The 18849-nt window shown below is 53.5% G+C and carries 15 protein-coding genes; 10 read left to right on the forward strand and 5 right to left on the reverse strand.

Annotated elements, in window-relative coordinates:
• Nucleotides 1–171 precede the first annotated feature (171 nt).
• The gene (locus tag MFFC18_RS13460; RefSeq protein ID WP_075086072.1) at nt 172–2073 is read left to right on the forward strand and encodes an efflux transporter outer membrane subunit; all 1902 of its coding nucleotides are present in this window, start codon (nt 172–174) and stop codon (nt 2071–2073) included.
• Nucleotides 2074–2107: 34 nt separating this feature from the next.
• Here MFFC18_RS13460 and MFFC18_RS13465 read toward each other — a convergent pair whose 3' ends face one another.
• The 3 genes from MFFC18_RS13465 to deoC form a co-directional block, all read right to left on the reverse strand.
• Nucleotides 2108–3019: an aldehyde dehydrogenase family protein gene (locus tag MFFC18_RS13465; protein WP_075086125.1), complete on the reverse strand. Its 912-nt coding sequence runs from the start codon at nt 3017–3019 to the stop codon at nt 2108–2110.
• A 193-nt stretch (nt 3020–3212) separates the two neighbouring features.
• Nucleotides 3213–4661 (reverse strand): aldehyde dehydrogenase family protein, encoded by a 1449-nt coding sequence (locus tag MFFC18_RS13470; RefSeq protein ID WP_075086071.1) that lies wholly within the window; start codon nt 4659–4661, stop codon nt 3213–3215.
• Nucleotides 4662–4864: 203 nt separating this feature from the next.
• The gene (deoC, locus tag MFFC18_RS13475; RefSeq protein WP_075086124.1) at nt 4865–5773 is read right to left on the reverse strand and encodes a deoxyribose-phosphate aldolase; all 909 of its coding nucleotides are present in this window, start codon (nt 5771–5773) and stop codon (nt 4865–4867) included.
• A gap of 171 nt (nt 5774–5944) precedes the next feature.
• On the opposite strand from deoC, the gene MFFC18_RS13480 reads away from it, so the two are divergent.
• From MFFC18_RS13480 to MFFC18_RS13520, 9 genes are all read left to right on the forward strand, one after another.
• Complete coding sequence (locus MFFC18_RS13480) at nt 5945–6958, forward strand: NAD-dependent epimerase/dehydratase family protein (protein ID WP_075086070.1); 1014 nt, start codon at nt 5945–5947, stop codon at nt 6956–6958.
• A 47-nt stretch (nt 6959–7005) separates the two neighbouring features.
• Entirely contained in the window at nt 7006–7620 is a 615-nt protein-coding gene (locus MFFC18_RS13485) for a phosphoesterase (protein ID WP_075086069.1), read from the forward strand.
• 217 nt (nt 7621–7837) lie between these two features.
• Entirely contained in the window at nt 7838–8170 is a 333-nt protein-coding gene (locus MFFC18_RS13490; RefSeq protein ID WP_075086068.1) for a HesB/IscA family protein, read from the forward strand.
• Nucleotides 8171–8402: 232 nt separating this feature from the next.
• Nucleotides 8403–9263 (forward strand): DUF4190 domain-containing protein, encoded by an 861-nt coding sequence (locus MFFC18_RS13495; protein WP_075086067.1) that lies wholly within the window; start codon nt 8403–8405, stop codon nt 9261–9263.
• Nucleotides 9247–9957, forward strand: coding sequence for a DNA alkylation repair protein (locus tag MFFC18_RS13500; RefSeq protein WP_202907579.1), 711 nt, complete (start codon nt 9247–9249; stop codon nt 9955–9957). The genes MFFC18_RS13495 and MFFC18_RS13500 overlap by 17 nt, the downstream gene beginning before the upstream one ends.
• Before the next feature lie 65 nt (nt 9958–10022).
• Nucleotides 10023–11432, forward strand: coding sequence for a DUF4832 domain-containing protein (locus tag MFFC18_RS13505; protein ID WP_075086066.1), 1410 nt, complete (start codon nt 10023–10025; stop codon nt 11430–11432).
• 99 nt (nt 11433–11531) lie between these two features.
• Nucleotides 11532–13025: an NAD(P)-binding domain-containing protein gene (locus MFFC18_RS13510; protein WP_084417372.1), complete on the forward strand. Its 1494-nt coding sequence runs from the start codon at nt 11532–11534 to the stop codon at nt 13023–13025.
• A gap of 72 nt (nt 13026–13097) precedes the next feature.
• Nucleotides 13098–13676 carry an RNA polymerase sigma factor SigZ gene (sigZ, locus tag MFFC18_RS13515; protein WP_075086065.1) on the forward strand — a complete coding sequence of 193 codons (579 nt, stop codon included), beginning with the start codon at nt 13098–13100 and terminating at the stop codon, nt 13674–13676.
• Nucleotides 13677–13870: 194 nt separating this feature from the next.
• Nucleotides 13871–14974, forward strand: a complete 1104-nt coding sequence (locus MFFC18_RS13520; RefSeq protein WP_075086064.1) for a bifunctional transcriptional activator/DNA repair enzyme AdaA — start codon at nt 13871–13873, stop codon at nt 14972–14974.
• Between the two features lie 35 nt (nt 14975–15009).
• On the opposite strand, the gene MFFC18_RS13525 is transcribed toward MFFC18_RS13520, so the two are convergent.
• Complete coding sequence (locus MFFC18_RS13525; protein WP_075086063.1) at nt 15010–15564, reverse strand: hypothetical protein; 555 nt, start codon at nt 15562–15564, stop codon at nt 15010–15012.
• A 165-nt stretch (nt 15565–15729) separates the two neighbouring features.
• Nucleotides 15730–18639 carry a zinc-dependent metalloprotease gene (locus MFFC18_RS13530; protein WP_075086062.1) on the reverse strand — a complete coding sequence of 970 codons (2910 nt, stop codon included), beginning with the start codon at nt 18637–18639 and terminating at the stop codon, nt 15730–15732.
• Between the last annotated feature and the right edge of the window lie 210 nt (nt 18640–18849).

The raw sequence follows: 18849 nt of genomic DNA on the forward strand, positions 1-18849 counted from the left end.
AAGAATTGACCAATGCCGAATTTTGCACTGATTCGAAGAATTGACTTTGACCGATAGGTAATTTGTGCGGCCCGTTGCAATAACTTGTTTTGACTCTAGTTAGAAATATTCAAGAGACAAATGACAAATAGGCGACCGTCAAAACATTCACGAGATACCATCGCACTACAAATGCGGCCGCGAAACTGCACAAGTGTCCGCATTAGCAAATTGAATCTCAACGGGCTATCAGCAATTCTTCAAGCGGCTTTGCTGGCGTGCATTTTACTGTTAAACGGTTGCGTTGTTGGACCGGATTTTTCTCAGCCACAACCACAGAATCTGCAACTGGACTATTTGGCGAAGCCTCATAATCCGACCATTCCAGAGGTAGATTTGAACCAATGGTGGCTGACGTTTGGCGACCCGATGTTGAATTCACTGCTGGAGAACGCTCAGGCTCAGAACCTGACACTTCGCGAAGCATGGGAGCGGATCACGGAAGCTCGGGCAAATCTGATGCTGCAAGGTGGTCAGTTGCGGCCCAACGGGAACCTTGAGTCCAGCTACGAGTACACCAAAAACAGCCCGAACTCGCGTCCTTTCGTTGGACAAAACGGCGACCCGTTCAATCTGTTCAATCTTGGGCTCGACGCGTCCTGGGAGATCGACCTGTTCGGCAAAATCGCACGCACGATCGAAGCCGCGGACGCTCAGCTGCACTTCGAGGAATGCGAATTTGAAGCCGTTCGCCAGACTTTGTTCGCGGACATTGTGAGCAACTATCTGCGGATCCGAATGCTGCAATCGCAAATGTCGCTGATCGAGGAAAGCCTGCTGATTCAGGGTCACACGGAGACACTGGTGACCGAGCGGATGGAAGCCGGCGTGTCGACGGAACTGGACAAGAGCCAGACGGAGTCGTTCAAGTTTAGAACGCTTTCTTTGTTGGCGTCGCTACGACAACAATTGGATCTGGAGTTCAACCAGCTGGCGTTGCTGATGGGCCAATCGCCGAACATGGATCTTAAGTCCGCCATCGGAGTTGCTCCGTTGCCAGCCATGCCGGCCGTCCCGGATGTCGGTTTCCCGGCAGACCTGTTGCGACGACGCCCGGACATCTGGCGACAGGAAATGGCGGTCCGCGAGGCGAGTGCCCGGATCGGTATCGCGGAATCGGACTTGTACCCGCAGCTGACGTTGCTGGGAACTGTTGGCGTGAGTTCGAAGAACATTTCAGGGCTGTTCGAAACGAACGGGCTTGAGTTCGCGGTCGGTCCAAGCATCGAGTGGAACATTTTGAACTTCGGTCGAATCGAGGACAATATCGAAGTCCATCGTGCGCGGTATCGCCAGGCGATCGCCAGCTACCAGAACCAGGCGTTGGCGGCGGTGAAAGAAGTCGAAGACGCGATGGTCAATCACACGGGCTATCACGTTCAGTGGTTGACGTTGCAACGAGCGATCGAAGCGGATGAAAACGCGGTTGAGTTGAGTCTGGAACGATACCGTGCCGGAAAAGCAAACTTTCAACGCGTCGTCGATGCTCAGCAGCAGTTGCTGAACGATCAGCGAAATCATTTCGAGGTCCAGTCGCTGGCGATCACGCAGTTGGTGCGTTTGTTCAAAGCCGCGGGTGGCGATTGGGGCGTAAGCCGACCGGTTCTGGCTGCGGATTGCGAGTGCGATGATGTGTTTAGCTGTAGTGAGTTGCCACAAGTCGTTTCGACGCAGCCCGCGACGCCATCGACCGTTATGCAGTTCGGGCCGAGTCCTGCGATGCCGATGCAGCCGTCTCCGTTGATGCAAAACGCATCGGTTGTGATGCAGCAAAATCCGATGTTGGCAGATCCGAGACCGAAGCTAAATCTGCCACCGACTCCGATGCCTTCGATCGCGCATTCACCGATCAGCCGAGCGTTGGGTTCTTCGACGTCCACGGCGATGTCGACTGCTGCACCGAAGTCAGGCAACTATCCTCTGCTCAATGGAGCTTCGATTCCGGTTGCGACTTCGATTTTCCAAGCCGATCCGCGTCCGACAATCGCGAACCGAAAGCAGTCGACGATCCTGCAGGTTTCCGGCGAACAATAGGCCTGCCGTTCAATGGTTTGACTGGAAACCGTATCTAATAGCCTGAGCCGGATTCCGAAATTTTTTCGATTGGATGCCAAGTCGTTTTCACTTCGCAGAAGTCGTGAATCAGCCAGGGCCCCTGCGAGTCAACGTCGGACCAGTCACAAGAATAGGCTCGCACCCGTTTCAGATTCCCGACAGAGTTCTTCTGGATTGAAACCAACGTCTCCTTGTCGTCGCGATCGAAGGCGACATGGTTTACGTCCAGATGTTTCGCAAAGTGCTCGGCGACTTCATCCAGTTTTCCGGTGATGAAATTGGCGACGCCGCCCGGCACGTCGGAAGTCTGTAAAACTTCTCCCAGCGTGATCGCCGATAGCGGACGGGACTCGCTGGCCAGCATTACGCACGTGTTTCCTGACGCGATGATCGGAGCCAGCAACGAGACGATGCCCAGCAATGGACTTTCTTCGTTGGCGACCAGAAAAACTACGCCGCCGGGTTCAAGAACGGAAAAGTTAAAGTGCGAAGAAGCGACCGGGTTCACGCTGCTGAAAACTTGCTGGTACTTGTCGCACCAACCGGCGTAGTAAACCAGTCGATCGATGCTGGCTTCGACCTCTTTCTTCGCCGCGGCAGAACTCAAACCCATCAGCTCCATTTCAGCGACGAACTGAGCGCTGCGGCCTTCGAGCATTTCACCGATGCGATACAGGATTTGGCAGCGGTTGTAAGCCGTTCGTCCTGCCCAAGACGGTTGTGCTGCGCGGGCAGCAACGATGGCGTTGCGAACGTCCTTGCGAGAACCCAGGCACATGTTGGCGATCGGTTTTCCGGCAGGAGCAGGCGAATACGATCGACCCGATTCGGTGCGAGGGAAAGCGCCACCGACGTACATTTTGTAAGTTTTGAGAACGGAGAGACGTCCGTTGGATGACGTACTGGTTGGTTTGTCTTTAGCCATGTTGTTTCCTGTTGTCTTGACGGCCGCCAGATTGCTGTTGGATGGAATGCGTGGAATAGGCTTCAAGATTGTGTTGCATACAAAAGGTGGAATAGGCTTCCAACCTGTTGTTGCATTGAGACATTCTGTTCACAGGCTGGAAGCCTACGCCACCGACGTCTGTTCGCCGGCGGCGAGCCTGTGCTAACGGTATCTATTTCAAATACGCGGCGAGTCCGTGCATGCCGCCTTCGCGACCAAAGCCGCTTTCTTTATAGCCGCCGAACGGCGAAGTCGGATCGAACTTGTTAAACGTGTTCGCCCACACGATGCCGGCTCGCATTTGCGACGTCATGTTGAAAATTTTCGAACCCTTGTCTGTCCAAACGCCGGCCGACAAACCGTAAGGCGTGTTGTTTGCTTTCTGGATCACTTCGGCGACCGTGCGGAAAGTCTGCACTGCCAAAACAGGACCGAAGATCTCTTCCTGAGCAATGCGGTTCGATTGAGCCACATCGGTGAACAGCGTCGGAGCACACCAAAAACCTTTCGATGGCAACTCACAAACCGGCTGATAAAACGTCGCGCCTTCTTCTTTGCCGATATCGATGTAGCCGTTGATCGTTTCAAGTTGCTTGGCCGAATTGATCGCTCCGATGTCCGTGTTTTTATCCAGCGGATCGCCCACGATCAGACTCTTCATGCGATGCTTCAATTTCCGCAACACGATATCGCGAACGGATTCTTGCACGAACAAACGACTGCCCGCACAGCAAACGTGGCCTTGATTGAAGTAAATCGCGTTGATGACGCCTTCGACGGCCTGGTCAAGCGAAGCGTCCTCAAAGATAATGTTCGCCGCTTTGCCACCAAGTTCGAGCGTGCAGCCTTTCCCGCTTCCGGCGATCGACTCCTGAATCATTTTGCCGACGCGAGTCGAACCCGTGAAGGCAACTTTATCGACGTCTTTATGGTTGATGATTGCCGACCCAACAGCTCCATGACCGGTGACGATATTGACTACGCCTGGCGGCAGTTCGGCTTGCTGGAATATCTCAGCCAGCTTCAACATCGTCAGCGAAGTCGACTCCGCGGGCTTGATCACAACGCAGTTTCCTGTTGCCAGCGCCGGAGCGATCTTCCAGGCGGCCATCAGCAGAGGAAAGTTCCACGGGATGACTTGGCCGGCAACGCCGTAAGGTGCAACTTTGCGACCAGGGAAAGCGTATTCGAGTTTGTCGGCCCAGCCGGCGTAGTAGAAAAAGTGGGCTGCTGCCAACGGGATGTCGACGTCCCGAGACTCGCGAATTGGTTTGCCGCCGTCGAGCGATTCCAGGACCGCCAACTCGCGGGCTCGTTCCTGAAGCAGACGAGCGATGCGAAACAGATACTTGCCGCGCTGCGCCGGAGAAAGTTTCGACCAGGTTTTGTTGTAGGCATTGCGAGCCGCTTTGACGGCTTTGTCGACATCGGCTTCGGTGGCTTCGGTGATTTCCGAAAGCTGTTCTTCGTTTGCCGGATTGATCGAAGCGAATTTTTCTTCGCCGGAGGATTCCACGAACTTGCCGTTGATGAACAACCCGTACGATTCTTTGATCGAAACGTGGCTGGTGCTTTCCGGGGCAGGGGCGAGGTCCCAATTGGTTTTGGTGGCTTGATTCATGGGCAGTTTGAGGGAAAAGAAATTACGCTGAAATCATACCGGAAGTGCAAACAGGGTGCAGCATCGGTATCGACGGCTTTTAGCCGTTGTTTGAAGGGTGAACGTTGAAGTTCAACGACTAAAAGCCATCGTTACGTTTTCTGACTGTGGGTGGAAGCCACAGCGAAGCTATCAAACTGCGGCTGGAAGCCACAGCCACGCTTTCAGTCGATCGAGAAATAATCCTTCGATTGATAGGCGCCCGTTTGCTGCTTCACGATCTGCATCAGGACGTCATTCGCCAAACTGCTGGCTCCGAAGCGGAACCACTGATTCGTCAGCCATTCTTCGCCGAGCGTTTCTTTGACCATGATCAAATAGTGCAGCGCAAGCTTGGCTTTCGAGATTCCGCCGGCCGGTTTCATGCCGACCATCTCGCCTGTCTCAAAGTAATGATCACGGATCGCTTCGAGCATCACCAAAGTCACTGGCATCGTGGCGGCTGGCTTGATTTTGCCGGTCGAAGTTTTAATAAAATCGGCTCCAGCGGCAATCGCAATGTCACTGGCTTTTCGCACATTGTCCAACGTTCCAAGCTCACCAGTTTCCAGGATGACTTTCAAACGCGACATGCCACAGGCATCTTTCACAGCCGCGATTTCGTCGAAGACATACTGGTAGTCACCCGCGTGAAACTTTCCTCGGGAGATCACCATGTCGATTTCGTCGGCTCCCTGCTCAACCGCCATGCGAACATCGGAGAGCTTGATTTCGAGCGACGAATTTCCACTGGGGAAAGCGGTCGCGACCGAAGCGACTTTGATGCCGGAGCCTTTTAGTTCGCTATGCGCCAGCGAGACGTAATTTGGATACACGCAAACCGCAGCGACCGTCGGCAGGCCTTCGACGGCGTCGTGAAGGTGGCGGGCTTTGTAGCAAAGCTGTTTGACTTTGCCTTCGGTGTCACTTCCTTCGAGCGTCGTCAAATCGATCATGCTGAGCGCCATTTTTAGGCCCTGCATTTTCGTTTCTTTTTTAATACTGCGAGTCGTGAAACGGCTGGCTCGTTCGACTACGCCGACTTGATCGATGGAAGGCGAGCGGAGTGTGAATTTCGGTGTTTTGGTATTCATAGCGGTATTCTCGCACAACACCCTCAAGTTGGCGAGTAAAGAAATCGCAACGACGGCTTGCTGCTGTCTCGAAACCTCAACGCGACGGATGGATGCGGTCACTGCGACAAAGCAACCTTTCTGTTAAAATCGGCAAACTCCTCCTGACTCCAACTCCTTGAAACGGCCTCAATGAAAGCTCTCGTCACCGGCGCCAACGGATTTCTGGGCTCGTACCTCGTTCGCGAACTCCTCGCCAGCGGTTACGAAGTCACGGCCATGACACGGCGACGCGACGATGCGGGCAGCCTGCAAGACGTTCGGCATGTCAACGGCGACGTCCGCAATGCGGAATCGGTCGAAGAGGCTTGCCGCGGGCAAGAAGTTGTCTTTCACGTTGCCGCCATCTCAGGGATTTGGGGACCTTGGAAACTTTATCACAGCACGAACACGATCGGCACGCGCAACGTCGTCGAGTCCTGCCTGAATCAGGAAGTCAAAAAGCTGGTCTACACGAGCAGCCCGAGTGTGACTTTTGGCGGCAAGCACCAGATCGACCAAAATGAATCGGCTCCTTATCCGCGAGACTGGTTGGCGCACTATCCGCACTCCAAAGCTTTGGCCGAGCAGTGCGTGCTCGACGCCAACGATGACAAACAACTGATGACGTGTGCGTTGCGACCTCATTTGATCTGGGGTCCAGGCGATCGGCACTTGATTCCGCGACTGATCGAGCGAGCTCGCGAAGGACAGTTACGGCGCGTTGGCGATGGCAAGAATCTGGTCGACAGCATCTTCGTTGAAAACGCAGCGTTGGCTCATGTGCAGGCCGCTGAAGCCATGCGGCCCGGTTCGCCAGTTTGCGGCAGCGCGTACTTTCTTTCGCAAGACGAGCCGGTCAACTTGTGGGCGTGGATCAACGAGATCCTGGAATTGGGACGTGTGCCGAAAGTTACCAAGTCGATCTCCTATCCATGGGCTTGGCGGCTTGGCTACATGCTTGAGGCCTGGCATTCGATCCGGGAACTTCCGGGTGAACCGAGGATGACGCGATTCCTTGCAGCCCAGTTGGCGAAGAGCCATTATTTTGACATCAGCCGAGCCAAGGAAGATTTTGGATATCATCCGAGAGTTTCGATGGCCGAAGGCATGCGGCGATTGGGCGAAACGTTGGGGGCTGGTGACGTGGATCGAGAGGTCGGGTAGAATTCACGGGAACATTTTTTTGCGCATATTTAAACGGAGTTGCCGCCATGTCGATCGTCGAAACGGAACAAGTGATGGTCGTGGCGACTGCGGTCTTTCACCAGTGCGGTCATTTTCAGGGATTTAGCGCTGACATGGATCGCTACCTGAAAGTCCTGCTCGATCCGACTCACACTTCTTACCGTCCGCGCGACGAAATGGAGTCCGATCCTTCTTTCAAACAGCTGATTCCGTATTGCATCTTTCGTCACACGGCTGACGACGGGACCGTTTCGATCTATCAGTACACGCGTGGCAAAGGCCAAGGCGAATCGCGGCTTCACAGCAAACGCAGCATCGGCATCGGCGGACACATTTCAACACTTGATGCCGGGGAAGATTCCCCCTACGACCAGGGCATGCAACGCGAACTTGAAGAAGAAGTAAAAATCGAGACTCCGTTTGAGCAAAATTGTGTCGGTCTGATTAACGATGACGAAACAGAAGTCGGCAAAGTCCACCTTGGCGTGGTCCATATCTTTGATGTCCAGACTCAGAATGTCCACTCGAATGAGGACGATATCCTCGAGGATGGCTTTGTGCCGATCTCCGATTTGCTGGCCGACACCGGGCGTTTTGAGACCTGGTCACAGATTTGCCTGAATTCGGGCCTGTTTAGCTGAACCTCTTTAGACAGCATTTGTCGGGATTTAAGGCAAATGCTATGGACAATTCATCACTTGCTACGAAAAATGTCGATAAGCTGTCTGCACGGGGTTTCGAAACCTTTTCGTGCGACGCCGGTTAACTTTTCAGGATAAATGAGGTAAGACCTCGCGGGTCAATGCCTTAATAAATAATAGAGTCGGTGATTGGCCGACGACCCATTTGGAGAACACTATGAGCGTTACGGTAACAGAACTTGCCGCGAAAGAAGTCAAGCGGTTTATCGAAGAAGGCGATTACGATGCAGGCGCATTGTTGCGTATTGGCGTCTCCAGTGGAGGATGCAGCGGCTTCAATTACAGCCTCAACATTGTCACTGATTTCGACGAAGCCAACGACATGAAAATGGAGCAACACGGCGTCGAAGTCATCGTCAATCGCAAAGAAGCGTTGTTCCTCGAAGGCACGACTGTCGATTACTACGAAGGCATTGAGCAACGTGGATTCCAGTTCCACAATCCACAGGCGAAACGAACCTGCGGTTGCGGCAACTCGTTCGGCGTTTAGTTTAACGCGAACCAAATCGGCATTATTTGAACGCTTGGCGTTTGTTTGAACGCGTCGACAAATACAGATACACTGGCGGCAGGGATTTCCTTGCCGCTTTTTTTGTTGACGGCGACGCCCCCCCACGATTCAACTTGAATTCGCGGCGCTACACTTTGCTTCGTTAAGCCGACGCAAGCCCAGCTGTGGCGTCTTGAAAATGGTCACCTCAGAATTGAGATACCACCAGCCTATGGTCAACGCCAACCGAATCGATCCAAGAGTTGCTCGCCAGGAAGCTCAGACCGATCTTACCTCCGAGCCATTGCCGTCCATCGCCGCAGGCGTCAGTTGGATGTTCGGTCTGGTTTCCATTCCGCTAATCTTTGTTCCGCCAACCGCCGTGATCACCGGCTTTCTGGCAATTGTCTTTGGGCACATCGCAAAGTTTCAAATCGCCCGAAAACAGGAACTCTCTGGCGAACGCTCGGCCACAAACGGATTGCTGATGGGCTATCTTTGCTTTTTCGCCGCCTTGGCTCTGCTGCCGTCCATCCGTATGCAATCGGCAGTCACACAAGGGCTGATCAATTCGTATCGCGGTGTCTCGGATGCTGACGGGAACTCCGCGTTTGGAATTGCAGAACGCGACTTTCTGGACGGCGACGCGTTGTCGACGGGCAACACCCCGGACGCCCAAAAGATCGCCGCTGAATTGGCGTCCCTGTTGAACGAACAGCGAGACGAAATCTTCACTGGTCCTCGTTCGCACGAGATTCGCACGCTTTGCCAGATTGGCGATACTGGGTTCTGCATAGTCGTTCTGGTGCCTGACCTGACTGACTTTGACCAGAACGCCCGAGACGCCATGTTGAATTTCATCTGGAAAGAATCACAACGACTGGCTTTCGGCGCCGTCAGTCCCGGCGAAGAAGTTGCGGTCGGAGTCAGGGATCGGCTGCAATATCATTCGATGGAGTTCGGTCGCGCGACCCTTTCGCCAGATCGAATCGCGCAGCCCGATGCAGCCTTCGTCGATGCGACCATGCTGGATCCGTTTTTCGTGACCACCAATCCACCACCCGAGGAACCGACCGATGATGAACGTGAATGAAGTCATGTCCGCGCTGAAGAAAGTTGGCTCGGAGCAATCGAGAAAGATCTATGCTCGGCATGGAGCGCCGGAAAACATGTTCGGCTGCAAAGTCGCTGACATGAAGACGATTGCCAAAAAAATCAAGGGACAACAGGATCTGGCGTTGGAACTGTATTCGACGGGTAACGCCGACGCGATGTACCTGGCCGGGATTGTCGCGGACGGAACCCGGATGAAGAAAGCCGATCTGAACCAATGGGCTCGCGAGGCAAACTGGTACATGGTTTCGGAGTATGCCGTGGCCGGAGTCGCCGCCGAACATCCCGATGCGGTTGCGATCGCGAACAAGTGGATCGCTGCGAAAAAGGAGCACGTGGCGGCGGCGGGCTGGAGCACATACGCGGGCATCGTGATGACGAAAGATGACTCAGAGTTGAATCTGAAGGAGATCAAATCTCACTTGAAAATGATCGAAGCCAGCATCGACAAGGCGAAGAATCGCGTCCGCTACACGATGAACGGTTTCGTGATCGCTGTCGGCGGGTATGTTGAGCCGCTGATTGACGTGGCGAAAGCGACAGCGAAAAAGATTGGTAAAGTCGAGGTGGAGATGGGTGAGACCAGTTGCAAAGTTCCCCTCGCAACGGACTATATTGAGAAAATTGAGTCGATGGGCCGCGTCGGCAAAAAGAAAAAGTCCACGAAGTGTTAAGCACGTCATTGTCTCAGGCCAAATTTACCAATTGAAATTCTCAGCCACCCATTGATTCGTCACTTATGAAATTTCGCTCCGCTGCATTGCTGCTCGTTTCCTTTTTGCTGTTCGCGTCAGCATCCGTATCGGCCCAAAAGCCAACGTACAAATATCGCCCTGCGCCGATCGACAATCCACTGCGAGGACTGGTGCCTTACGTTTCGGCCATGCCTTGGTTGGATCCGTACGCAACGGAGGATGAAAAGCAGCAATACCTGAAAAAGTTTCAATCCGAGGTGTTTCCGCACTCGATGGAGTTCCATTATTTCTCGATGCGAGAACTGATGCCGGAGAAAGGGCGAGTCGATTTCGCCCCGATTGAAAGGTGGCTTTATCAGGCCAACGGACGCGGATGTCAGCTCACTTTTCGCGTCTATCTTGAATACCCGACGAAAAAAAGCCCTTCGGTGCCTCAGTTTCTAATCGATGGCGGATTGAAGATCACAAAGTGGAAGAACGAGGACAAGGAACTTATCCATGCTCCTGACTATGAAGATCCTGAACTAAGAGCCGCGATCGATTTGCTGATCGCAAAACTGGGCGAGAAGTACGACGGTGATCCGCGAGTCGCCTGTTTGACGATGGGAATTCTTGGCCATTGGGGAGAGTGGCATTCCTATCCGCGGACGGAGCTTTTTCCGGACAAGGCATACCAGACGCATGTGATGGACCAGTTCGCAGAAGCATTCAAAACGACTCCGGTGCTGTTGCGCTACCCTGCGGGCGAGCACAACTACACTTACGCTTCGAACGCAAAAACGAAGTTCGGATATCACGATGACTCATTCGCCTGGGCGACTGTCGACACCGGAAAAGAAGAAGACGACTGGTTCTTTGTGCCAGCGCTGAAAACGGCAGGCGTCCTGGATGCGTGGAAGATGCGAATGATCGGTGGCGAGATTCGTCCGGAAGTCTGGGGCTGTGTTTTCGATGATGAAAGTTGCGAAGTAAAAGGCCAGGAGTTTGTCCGTTGCGTTGAAGCCACTCATGCGAGCTGGTTGATGGATTCGGGCATGTTTGGCGAGAAGGGCAAACCGTCTGCCGAGCGAGTCCGCAACGCGACTCGCAAAGTCGGAAGGCTGGGTTACTCGCTACACGTTCCGAGCGTTACGATTCGCTCGATCGCAGGAAAAACGAAAGTTGATGTTTCGCTTGAGAACCGTGGTGTGGCACCGTTTTATTTTGATTGGCCAGTCGAAGTCGCCGTTCTGGATGACGCCGGCAAGGTAGTTCGATCAGTAGAGAAACGTTGGAAGCTGCCTTCCATTCTCCCTGGCGAGTCCGTTACCCGCGAGGCGACTTTCGAATCAAAGTTGACGGACGGGCAGACGATCGCGATCAGGATTCCCAATCCTCTCCCGGAAGGCAAGCCGCTTCGATTTGCCAATGAGAATCAACAGCTCGATGGCGAAGGCTGGTTGATCCTGAACTGACAGAAGTTTTTGTTTAATTTCAGTGCTTTTGCGTCTTTTTTGGATGCAACGCGTCTTCAGTAGTAAGAGAGAAGAAATTTTCTTACCCCAGGAACGAAGATGAACAGGAACGAATCCAGCACTGACGATTTGGCCACGCCGAAGCCTGAAGAACAAGGCCTCGGCTGCTGCACACCCAAGGCGATCAGCTTGGACGACTCGAAAAAGAAGAACCCGTTGCCGACCAATTCGTGCTGTGGCGGCAACACAGATGCGAAGCTCCCAATCACCAAGATCGTGGCAGACGAAACACTGGCGCCCGTCGATCTTTCGCAGTTGAATCGTGAACTTCCGGTTGTCGTGATCGGTGCCGGACCGGTTGGACTGGCTGCCGCAGCAAACTTGGTCGAGCGAAAGCAGAATTTCATTGTCCTGGAATCTGGTAAACGCGTCGCCGCCAGCATGTGGCAATGGCGACACGTACGGCTGTTTACGCCGTGGTCTTTCCTAATGCATCCGGCCGGACTCAGACTTTTACGGTCCGATAGAAACTGGCAAGAACCGGACGCCGATCGAGTGCCGCTTGCTGGCGATTTGATCGATCACTTCCTTGATCCACTGTCGAAGCACAGCGACATCACACCGCAGATCAAGCTCAATCACAAAGTCGTTTCAGTTTCGCGAGAAGGCCATGACCTGATGAAAGACGGGCAACGAAACGAGGCTCCGTTTCTCCTCGTCGTGGAAACTCCGCAGGGACCGCAGCGATTCAAAGCACGAGCGGTCATCGATGCGTCAGGAACATGGACGACCCCGAACCCTCTTGGAGCAGGTGGTGTACTTGCTGATGGCGAGCGACGGTCGCGAGACAAAATCCAGTATGGCATGCCGGATATTTTCGGAACCGATCGGGAGCGTTACGCGGGAAAACGCGTTCTGGTCGTTGGTTCAGGGCATTCTGCGACAGGCAACGTTCTTGGCCTGGTCGAACTCGCGACCACCACACCGGACACGTCGATTACCTGGGCAATCCGTCGTAGCGACCCGACAAAACTTTGGGGCGGCGGGGATGCTGACGAAATCGCAGAACGCGGCGCCCTTGGGTCTCGCGTGAAGAACGCAGTCGATGACGGCAAGGTTACCTTGCTTACAGGCCTCTCAATTGCGGCGGTAAATCCAAAAGACAATGGCCTCGAGATCGTCGACGTCGATGGTCAAACTCGGGCGAAAGTTGACGAAGTCATCGTCGCATCGGGAGCGCGGCCCGACTTGTCGATGCTTCGTGAATTGCGATTGGAGTTTGATCCGGCGACCGAAGCGACGAAAGCACTTGGCCCCCTCATTGACCCAAACCATCACAGTTGCGGATCCGTTCTACCGCACGGAGCAGCGGAACTTCAGCAACCTGAGCGTGGTTTCTATCTGGCCGGCATGAAAAGTTACGGCCGGGCTCCAACGTTCCTGCTGATGACGGGCTACGAACAAGTCCGGTCGATCGTCGCTGAACTTGCTGGTGACCATGAGGCGGCGCGAAATGTCGAACTGCAACTGCCGTCCACCGGTGTGTGTTCGACAGATTTCGCGTTCGCGGAAAGCGTGACACCTTCCGCGTAGGAAAGGCGACGGAATCACTCCTGCCTTCGGCGAAACAATCAAGTACGGTCAAAGCACGACAAAGAGGAATGAATGAGCGAAGGTCTTAAAACGTCCGAGGAGATCTGGCTGCTGTTGGGCGAGCAACTCAAGTCTTTCTTTGTCGTGCGCGTCCGCGATCACCAAACGGCAGAAGATCTCTTGCAGGAAACCTTCGTTCGCATCCACGCAAAACTTGATACTGTCGCCGACGTTCAACGCATCAGACCGTGGATCTTCCAAATCGCCCGGAACCTGCTCGCCGATCACTATCGCGCGAAATCAAAAGAAGCAGCGAGGCTGGCCGAACTTGTCGAAGCCGCACCCGATCACGAACAGCAACTCGAAGACGTGGTCATCGGATGGCTGCCTCGAATGCTGGAGCTGTTGCCTGACAAATATCGCGAAGCCGTCGAACTTTATAAGCTTCAAGGAATGTCGCAACAGGAGATCGCAGATCGTCTCAACATTTCGCTTTCCGGCGTTAAATCGCGAGTTCAACGCGGCAGAAGCAAACTCAAGGATGTGCTGTATGATTGCTGCAGTTTTGAGCACGACCGCCGGGGCGATCTGATCAGCATTTCTCGCAATGAAGATTCCGCAGGAAACTTTGACGGAAAGTTCGAAGAGTAGCGAGCGTCTTTCCAACCAATAAAAACGTACAGTTTGGCGAGAAAAAGTGCCTTTCGACTTCCGTGTTCAGTTTTCGTCGGTGAGCAAAACGCGGACCGTTAAGATACGGACTCGAATCGCGTTCACGCATTCCGGCGAATCCAGCCATGCTGCGGATTCAAATTTGTATCGCAAATTGCACGGCCAACACGAACATGTCAAACACGCTCTTTCCGACTGAACTTCCGACGACGCAGGAGATGTACAAAGCCCTCTGCGAACGTGATTCTGAATACGAGGGCATCTTCATCGTCGGGGTCAAAACGACGGGTATCTTTTGTCGACCGACCTGTCCGGCGAAAAAGCCGCTGGAGAAAAACGTCAGCTTTTACGGCAACGTTCGGGACGCTCTGGCGGCCGGATTCAGGCCCTGCAAACGGTGTCGACCGATGGAAGCTTTCGGAACGGCGCCTGAGTGGCTGGCGAATCTGCTTTCGCAAATTGAGGAATTTCCGGATCGTCGCTGGAAAGACCACGACTTGAGAGAATTGGGGCTTGAACCGGCACGCGTTCGCCGCTGGTTCAAGGCTCAGCATGGCATGACATTTCACTGCTACCAACGGACCAGACGCCTCGGTCGCGCGATCGGCCAAATTCAGGTCGACAATCAATCAGCGACATCGGCTCAACTGAATTCGGGGTACGAATCAGCCAGTGGATTTCGCGATGCGTTCAAAAAGCTGTTCGAGAACGTTCCGCCATCACGAGCCAGAGGCGATTCGACCGGGTCGGCGGAGTCGGCGAAACCGATGTACGTCAACCGAGTCCTGACAGAGTTGGGGCCGATGGTTTGTGCGGCGAATGAGCAAGGTCTGCATCTGCTGGAATTCGCTGACCGTCGCATGTTGGAAACACAAATCAAACGAGTCAACAAACTGACGCGTTGCACATTTGTCATTGGCGAGAACGAATTTCATCGCTCGATTCAAGGTGAGCTACAAGCCTGGTTCGCGGGAAAGTTAGAGAAATTCCAAACACCAATCGTGCTCAAAGGAACTACGTTTCAGGAACAGGTTTGGCGTCAGCTCTTGCAAATCCGCTACGGTGAATCAAGAAGCTACGAACAGATCGCGAAGAATCTCGAGAATCCGAAAGCCATGCGTGCCGTTGGAAAAGCAAACGGCGACAACCGGTTTGCGATCGTCGTGCCGTGCCACCGCGTGATTCGAGCCGATGGTTCGCTGTCGGGTTATGGCGGAGGTGTTTGGCGAAAGCAGTGGATGCTGAACCACGAACAACGATCGTTGAAAACAAATTGACGCGTCTGATCGATTTAAGGTGGCCGTTTCGCTTGCTACTTCGACAACCGACGCGCTGTCCGCCAAAGCGAAACGCGAAACAGCAGCCAAACCCATGCGGCGATCCACTGGATCGTGCTGGCCCAAAGATACAGACGGTGCAGCCAGTAGAACTGGTCATAGTCATCCTTGATTTCATGAATCTCGAGATCAACGAAGGCATCAATCTGCGGATGCAGCCAAAACAGTGCGACTTGCATGACGAGGATCACAATGGCCATTGCACCGACTGCTAACAACGGCATTCGACGACCAGGTGATTGGCCAGAGAAACGCATCAGGATCACGTCGCACAGCATGAGCAAGCCCGCGAATAATCCCAGCCAGTTCAAGGGCACGGTGACTTCCCGAGTGATCAATCCTTGCTCGAACGTCGAACCGAGAACTTCGTTGCCGACAGGGACAACAAAGCTTACATAGAATCCGAAACCGCCGAACCACATGGCAAAGGCTGCGACAAGCAGCGTCTGGAACAGGACGTGGAAGGCGGTCGCGAATCGGCTGCTGGCGCTCGAATCCAGGTTCGGGTTTTCGATGTTCGGTTGATGCAAAGGTTGCTTTCCTTGAGTCCGTGAATTGGATTTTCGGGAGCGAAGGCGCGGTGTCAGTCTGGCGGTGTCAATTTGCTGGTGTCAGTCTGGGACAGACTGACCTACTAAAAAAAAATGCCGCCTGAGAATTCAGGCGGCATCATAGGTTTAGGACTCAACGCAAAACTACTTTTGCTGAAGAGGCTGACCGTCTTTGCCAAGCAGGAAACTGAAGCCTGAAAGGCCTCCACCGCCACCGCTTTGATTCACGACGTATGTTCCGTCGATGAATTTCTTGACGCGGTTTTTGGAGTCGATCAAGTGAGCCTTGGAGTAGGCATCGAGACTCTTCGAGCCCGAGGCTTTCTCAAGTTTCTCGTGCAATTCCTGAAGCTTCATGGACGCCAGATTGGCAATCGGCTTCAGCGCCGCAGTCGAACCTTTGGCTTCTTTCGCCAGGTCGAACAAACGCTCGATGAACTCAGTCTGCAGATTCCGACGCATGCTCGAAATCGCTGGCTTACGCTCAGAAAACTTGCCCTTCGGCAGATCCTCAAGCTCTGACCAGATCGAATCGTTGATCGTGGTCATCAGTTCGTTCAACGTCAACGCGTCTTCGTCTTCAGGGACGCGATACTCATTGTCGTAGACGTTACGCAACTTCGTTGGAGACATCAGCGACGACAACATGCTGGCCTGGAGGCTCATCACGCGATCGTGAATTGGCCAGGTCGGCGTGTCGCGGCGGCTGAAGTGATCCTTCGCCATGTAACGCAGCAGTTCAGTATCCAAGCCGTAGGCGTCGTCTTCAAAAGAGTTCTCGATAACGAATTCGAGTGCAGCACGTTGATCTTTGGCAGGAACGGGAACCAGAGGAGCACGCTCTTCCGGATCACCTTTCTTGTCGCGATTCACAAATGTACCGCCAACCCAGTTGGCCATCATCGAATTCGACTTGGTCTGCATCGACAACGTCATCAGATAGCCCTTGCGAGCCTTGGACCATGGTTGGCCTTTCTTGACGAACTTATCGATGATCTTCCCGCGGTGAACTTTCGCCAACGCAACTTGTTCGTTCGCGAAATCCAACGGGTTCTTACCAAAGTCATAGCGACGCGCCAGAGGGTCAGGCCCGCTGGTGTCTTCATCGGTCGCGAAAGCCAATTCTGGCTCTGCAACGCGAGAGAGAATTTTCGGAAGCTTCTTCTCGTCCATTGTGTAACCGTATTGGATCGCCCACATATCGTAGGGACCCACTCCGATCATGGCCCAGTCACCCTGAACTTCGCCTTCTTCGACGTAGAAGTTCGTTGGGTTGTAGTCCATCACACTTCCCGTGAAAGGCTTGACGCCCTTGAGAAGCTCCGAGTTCATTTCGGCGATGTCGTAGATTGATGAAGCTTTGAAGTTGTGGCGAAGACCGAGCGTGTGTCCGACTTCGTGAGCAACAAGGTCTGCGAGCAGGCTTCCAATGAAAGACTCAGGCATGCCGTCGAGCATTTGCTCGCTGTCCTCATCTTCGTCTTCGCTGTCCTCATCTTCGTCTTCGTCGTCCTCATCTTCATCGTCGTCTTCGTCTTCGTCGTCATCCTTCTTGGACTTCTTCTTTTTCTTCTTGGCGTCTTCTTCCTGCGCCATTTTCATATCGATCGACATACGCATGAAAGCAACGTCCATCGACCGGCCGTCAGCCGCAAAGCAACCGCTGCTGATTCGGGCCGGAGAATCCTTGTCCAACACGCTTTCAGGATTTTCACCCATCATGCGAGCCTGATGCATTTCTTTGGCTTGCGTAGCAAACTTCTGAGCCGCTTCGTGGCGAATCTGCTGAAGGATAAAATCGCGTTCCGATGGCTCGGCGAGACGAACTCGCGGATCCCAGTTCGGATGCTGAACGTACCAGGCAAGTTCTTCCCGAGAAGCACCTTCCATGACCAGTTTCGGCATGATGTTGCTGAACTGATACTCGAAAGTACGAATCCAACCGTCGGTCAGAATGATGTCCGCATCAAGAATCTCACCGGTCTTTGGATTAACGCGGCTTGGTCCGATCGCGGTGCTAACGTTGTTATTCAACCAGCGAACGAAGTTGTAGCGAACATCTTCAGGATCTTTGTCCATGTGATCGCCGGACACACTGTCTTGCTGGTACACGACAACTGCATTGGCGATGCCTACTTTTTCGAACGCTTTGTTCCAGTGCAAAATGCCTTCGCGAACGAAGCGACGATAGCGGACTGGAGTCGTGTGCTCGATGTAGAAAACGATCGGCTGTTTTGGAGGACTCAAACGCAATTTTGGATCACGCTTTTCCAAATGCCAACGGTTGATGTACCGGACGTTTGTTTCGTCGTCCTTGTACTTGCCATAGTCGCTGTACTCGGTCATGAAGTAACCGACTCGCTGATCCGCTTTGCGGGGCTTGTAAGTCTTCGAACCCATGACTTTGCTGACTGAAAAGTGCAGCGTTTTCAGGGAACCGTTGTACATCGGGACTTCGTAGCACAGCTCGATATTCTCAGGGAACGATTTGGCCTTTTTGACAGAAACCAAACTTGTGTTCGGTGAAACGTAGCTGTCGAAGAAGTCACTGGCATTGGAAAGCAGAGCCTGATTCAGGTTGATCACGGGACGTCCACCGTCCATGGTCAGAATTGGCACATCCAGCAGCACTCGGTCAGTAAACAGACGATTCACGGAAGACTTCGACTCGGCGTCAGAGCCTTTAATCGAAAGGTTCTCTTCCATCATCGCCAAACGCTTACCGAACTTTCTCCAGTAGACGTATTTCGCGTCCGACTGCAGACCGGCGAAGATTTCGCCGCCGGAAACGGTAGGAGCAATATAATGGCGTGCCGTTGCGTAGTCTTTGGGAAGTTTCCCCAGAACTTGGCCGGTTTTTTTGTTCAGCCACAGTTCGTAAAACGCTCCGCCGTCACCTTCGACCTTGGTGTAGTCCTTGGTGACCGTTTCCAATTTTGGAAACTCAGGTTTCTTCTCCGGCTTTTTTGTATCTTCGGCGAACGCAAAGCCTGCCAACATCGATCCGGCGAAGATCGCGATCAGCATGGTGTGGAGACAGCGAGAAAATCGCATGTGTAAAACTCCTTCTGGAATTCGAAAGTCAATCTACAAGTATAAGACGCCAACACTCAGACGCTCTTTTACTGCAGAGGATTGAAATATTTACCCGGTCGACATCGACGGGATTCCCGATTCTGGCAACTGGGTCGAGTTGGCAGATTGACCGAAAGAGGTCTCGGGTTTCACAAGGGCAGTCAAACTTCCCTGCGCCTCCGGACTGGC

The organism is Mariniblastus fucicola (genome assembly GCF_008087665.1).
Classification (GTDB): domain Bacteria; phylum Planctomycetota; class Planctomycetia; order Pirellulales; family Pirellulaceae; genus Mariniblastus; species Mariniblastus fucicola.